The organism is Vibrio sp. VPAP30 (genome assembly GCF_001188205.1).
Classification (GTDB): Bacteria; Pseudomonadota; Gammaproteobacteria; order Enterobacterales; family Vibrionaceae; genus Vibrio; species Vibrio bivalvicida.
Genome location: NZ_LBLS01000012.1, coordinates 1 through 4,285 on the forward strand (window position 1 = coordinate 1; position 4,285 = coordinate 4,285).

Here is a 4,285-nt window from a genome sequence, read left to right on the forward strand (position 1 = left end):
TACCTTTCGTTCTCAGTGAGGTGCGTGTATCTCATGTTTTTTACTTCTTGGCGGGAGCAAACTTCATGATTATCGCATCTCACTGTTTTTATGTTCAGAGGTGTCGCACTTCGTACTTGAATCCAAGGGTTATAACAAAGCGTTTAAGACAGATTCCCAACGCTTGGCATTCTGAGGTCAAGGTTGGGTTTTGTGTTTACGGTGGTATGGTTAGGTTCAGTGGTAGCGTTGCTCACTACTTAACGCGGCGTTAGCTAGAATTTGAAGAAACTATGGGTTAAGTGCTCATGAAAACTGGGCTCAAATTTTACAGCTGAAACTTCTAGGGTACAAAGTATCTCGCCAGTGGCACTGTTCGAAAAGTGGTTGAATCAACCAAAGTCAGTTTACTGAAGTGGTGTGTTTGTTTAGTTCTTTGGTGCGGCTTCTTGGGTATTGAAATGCTGCCGTGGCTAAATCTGTTTTGCGCACTTGGTCGTGGGCTTCTTCGAAAGCATTCTTTCCCAAGCCTATTTCATCAATTGGGTTTTGGTTTGTGAACTGTCCAATTTACATTATGATCTGAAACCAATAATGTATTTCAAATTAGGCACTTGGGTGAAAACCTCAACCTTAATCGTAGTAGCTAACAAACTGCTTAAGACGGACTGCCAACGTTCGGCGAGTCTACTTCAAAGTTTGTTCTGTGTTTACGGTGGCTTGTTTACGTTTTGTGTTATGTTGTCAGCCACTTAGCAGGGCGTTAGCTAGAATTTAAAGAAACTAAGGGCTTAAGTGCTCATGCATACGGGGCTCTAGCTTCACACTTGATAGTCCTTAGGTACAAACTATCTCGCCAGTGGCACTGTTCGAAAAGTGTTTGAATCAACCGAAGTCAGCTTACTGATGTGGTGTGTTTGTTTAGTTCTTTGGTGCGGCTTCTTGGATGTTGAAATGCTGCCGTGGGTAAATCTAATTTGCGCACTTGGTAGTGGGCTTCTTCGAAAGCTTTCTCTGCCTAGCATGTTTCATCATTTAAGTTTCGGTTTTGAGCTGTCCAATTTACATTGTCATTTGAAAGCAATAATGTATTTCAAATTAGGCACTTGGGTGAAAAATGCAACCTTCTTCGTAGCAGCTAACAAACTGCTTAAGACGGACTATCAACGCTCGGCAATTTTGGTTCTAGTTTGGTCAAGTGTTTACGGTGGTTAGTTTAAGTATCGAGTAATGCGTTGCTAGCCACTTAGCAGGGCGTTAAATTGCAGGAGAATATCGTGACATTAGAAGAACTAGATAAATTTTTTAATAACCCAACGATGAGAGCGATTCGACAATTACAAGATAACCCTGCTTTCCGCATGGCTGAACAGATAGAGCGCTCTTTACCCAAGGGATTATTCAAACATTTTAATGACCCGGTATTTAAAGTAATCCGACAGGCTGGGCTGAATTTCAAGCACTTACACCAGCTCGAAAGTAATCCTGTATTTCATAGTAATCGAATTTTATTTGAGCAGAACGAGTCCTTACTGCGAGCAATCTCAATTGCTAATAAGTATTCCGTTATTAGTTATGAGTTCGATGATGACAACGAGGTTAATGCAGAGGTTGTTGATAGCTCAGAACTTGATTATGTTATTGAACAAAGCGTTGATAGGACAGAGACCTTGCCGAAAGGTCGTCTTGGCTTAGAGTTTTACCTTAATCACTTAGTTACTCTAATGATTGTCGTTTACACCACATATTCATCGTCAAAGTTCGAGCAAGAATTACTATCACGAATCAATACTTTAGAGACAGCTCTAACGTCTGTGGTTACTGAGATAGAACGCTCTCCAATTGAGCATCATTTTGTAGTCAAAACAAATCTAAATTTACGTGTGGAGCCAACAGTAAATTCAGATGTGATCGAACTGCTGCCAGCAAAATTGAAAGTGTCAGGGCTAAAGACGTCGGGTCTATGGGTTAATGTTGAGTATTTTGACCACCTATCCAATAAAATGGTATCTGGTTGGGTAGAGAGTTCATTCCTACTTCCAGTGATCGCGGAAGAATAGCAATTTAACAAACGCTTTAAGACGGATTCGCAACGCTCGGCGGTTTTAGTTTGATTTGGCTTTTGTATTTACGGTGTAATGGTTGAGTATTGTGGTGCGTTGCTCACCACTTAAGCGGGCGTTAATAAGCTACTGTTAACGAATAGTTTTTAGGGTATGTAGTCTTTCATTGGCTGCACCTTTCTCCGCACAAATTCTCGTTCTCTAGCGCGCTTCCTGTGCCGTAGTTTCTTTGGTGAAAATGCCATTTGAAATCATCGAAAACGCTAATATGCCAGCAACCATCTTCGCTCTCAAACGTTCATCGTTGTGGCAATTAACTGTCCGTGACTGCAGTGGGTGGCCTGTTCTCTGTTACTTTGGTTTGGCTACTTGCTCAAAGTTGGTTTCTGGAAAGGGAAGTGGGTCAGTAGCCAATAAAAACCTGGTTGGTTTGTACTGTTGAGTTCGGTGGTTTGTTTGGGTGTAGAGCGTGCGAAAAGTACTTTATTAACAAAGTGTTCAAGCTGGATTCTCAACGCTCGGCGGTTTTGGTTGCAAATTTTAGTGCAGTGATTAAGGTGGCTTTATTAAGTGTCGTGGTGCGTTGCTCACCACTTAACACAGCGTTAGCTAGAATTTAAAGAAACTAAGGGCTTAAGTGCTCATGCATACGGGGCTTTAGCTTCACACTTGATAGTCCTTAGGTACAAACTATCTCGCCAGTGGCACTGTTCGTAAAGTGGTTGAATCAACCAAAGTCAGCTTACTGAAGTGGTGTGCTTGCTTAGTTCTTTGTTGTGGTTTCTAGGGTGTTGAAACTTTGCCACAGCTAAATCCGTTTCGCGCACAGGGCAGTTAGTTTCTTCGATAGCATTCTCTGGCAAGCCTGCTTCATCAATTGTGTTTTAGTTTGAGAGCTGTCTTATGTACATTGTCATTCAAAATCAATAATGTACTTCAAATTAGGAACTTGGGTGAAAATCGCAACCTTCTGCGTAGCAGCTAACAAACTGCTTAAGACGGACTATCAACGCTCGGCAAATTTGGTTCTAATTTGGTAAAGTGTTTACGGTGCCTAGTTTAAGTATCGTGGTTTGCGTTGCTAGCCACTTAGCAGGGCGTTAGCTAGTATTTAAAGAAACTAAGGGCTTAAGTGCTCATGCATACGGGGCTCTAGCTTCACACTTGATAGTCCTCAGGAACAAACTATCTCGCCAGTGGCGCTGTTCGAAAAGTGGTTGAATCAACCAAAGTCAGCTTACTGAAGTGGTGTGTTTGTTTAGTTCTTTGTTGTGGTTTCTAGGGTGTCGAAACTTTTCCGCAGCGAAATCCGTTTCGTGTACTGGGCTGTTAGTTTCTTCGAAAGCATTCTCTGCCAAGCATGTTCTAGCAACTGTATTTGGGGTTTTGATCTGTCCAATTTACATTGTCATTTGAAAACAATAATGTATTTCAAATTAGGCGCTTGGGTGAAAAACTCAACCTTCTTCGTAGCAGCTAACAATCTGCTTAAGACGGACTGTCAACGCGGGGCACTTTTAGTTCTAAATCAGGTATAGTGGTTACGGTGGTTAGTTTAAGTATCGTGGTTTGCGTTGTCAGCCACTTAGCAGGGCGTTATACCTTTCAAGGAAATTGTAATTTATGGAAATACTACTGAAATTAAAATCGTGGCAGATGTTTTTGCTAATTATTGCACCTATGATATTGCCTTCGATCGTCGGAACAACCCCAAGCTTAGCTTTGTTTTTTGTAACTTGGTTCTTTTGGATGTCAGTGCTTTTAGGTTGGATTTATAGTGTCGGGAAAAAAGCCAATAGTTTAGTACCTGACGGTTTGCAAAAAAGCACTACAAAATTGAAAGTTGCTCTATCTATTCCGATTGTTTACTCCGTATTATTTTCGATTTTAGTCGTCCAAAATGTGAGTATTTCACCGTGGATTGTGCCCATCCATTTACTGTCAATGGTTTGTATTTTTTACGCGATGCTTTTTTCTGCTAAACAATTGGTAGTCTCAATCAAACAGGAAAAAGTTGGTTTTTTTGAATATTGTGGTCCATTCTTTCTTTTTTGGTTTTCACCAATAGGAGTCTGGTTTTTACAACCAAAAATCAACAGGTTAATTGAAGAACAGGCTTAGTATCAAGTTTGAAGTGCGACACTTGCTACAGATGCGCATGAATATACTCCGTTGGTGTCCTATACCCAAGTCTTTTGCGTGGGCGCGTATTTAATTTGTGTGCAATTTCATTGCAGAGCTTC

3 protein-coding genes are annotated in these 4,285 nt (G+C 41.1%); all 3 read left to right on the plus strand.

The genetic code is table 11. From position 1 onward, the window contains the following. Positions 1–1,065 precede the first annotated feature (1,065 nt). The 3 genes from ZX61_RS24635 to ZX61_RS01905 all read left to right on the plus strand — a co-directional run bounded on the left by ZX61_RS24635 (position 1,066) and on the right by ZX61_RS01905 (position 4,163). A complete protein-coding gene (locus ZX61_RS24635; protein WP_268808133.1) occupies positions 1,066–1,194 on the plus strand; it encodes a hypothetical protein in 129 nt (42 codons plus the stop codon). Between the two features lie 62 nt (positions 1,195–1,256). Next, the gene (locus ZX61_RS01900; protein ID WP_049843030.1) at positions 1,257–2,039 is read left to right on the plus strand and encodes an SH3 domain-containing protein; all 783 of its coding nucleotides are present in this window, start codon (positions 1,257–1,259) and stop codon (positions 2,037–2,039) included. Positions 2,040–3,665: 1,626 nt separating this feature from the next. After that, positions 3,666–4,163, plus strand: coding sequence for a hypothetical protein (locus tag ZX61_RS01905; protein ID WP_049843031.1), 498 nt, complete (start codon positions 3,666–3,668; stop codon positions 4,161–4,163). The last annotated feature ends 122 nt before the right edge of the window (positions 4,164–4,285 follow it).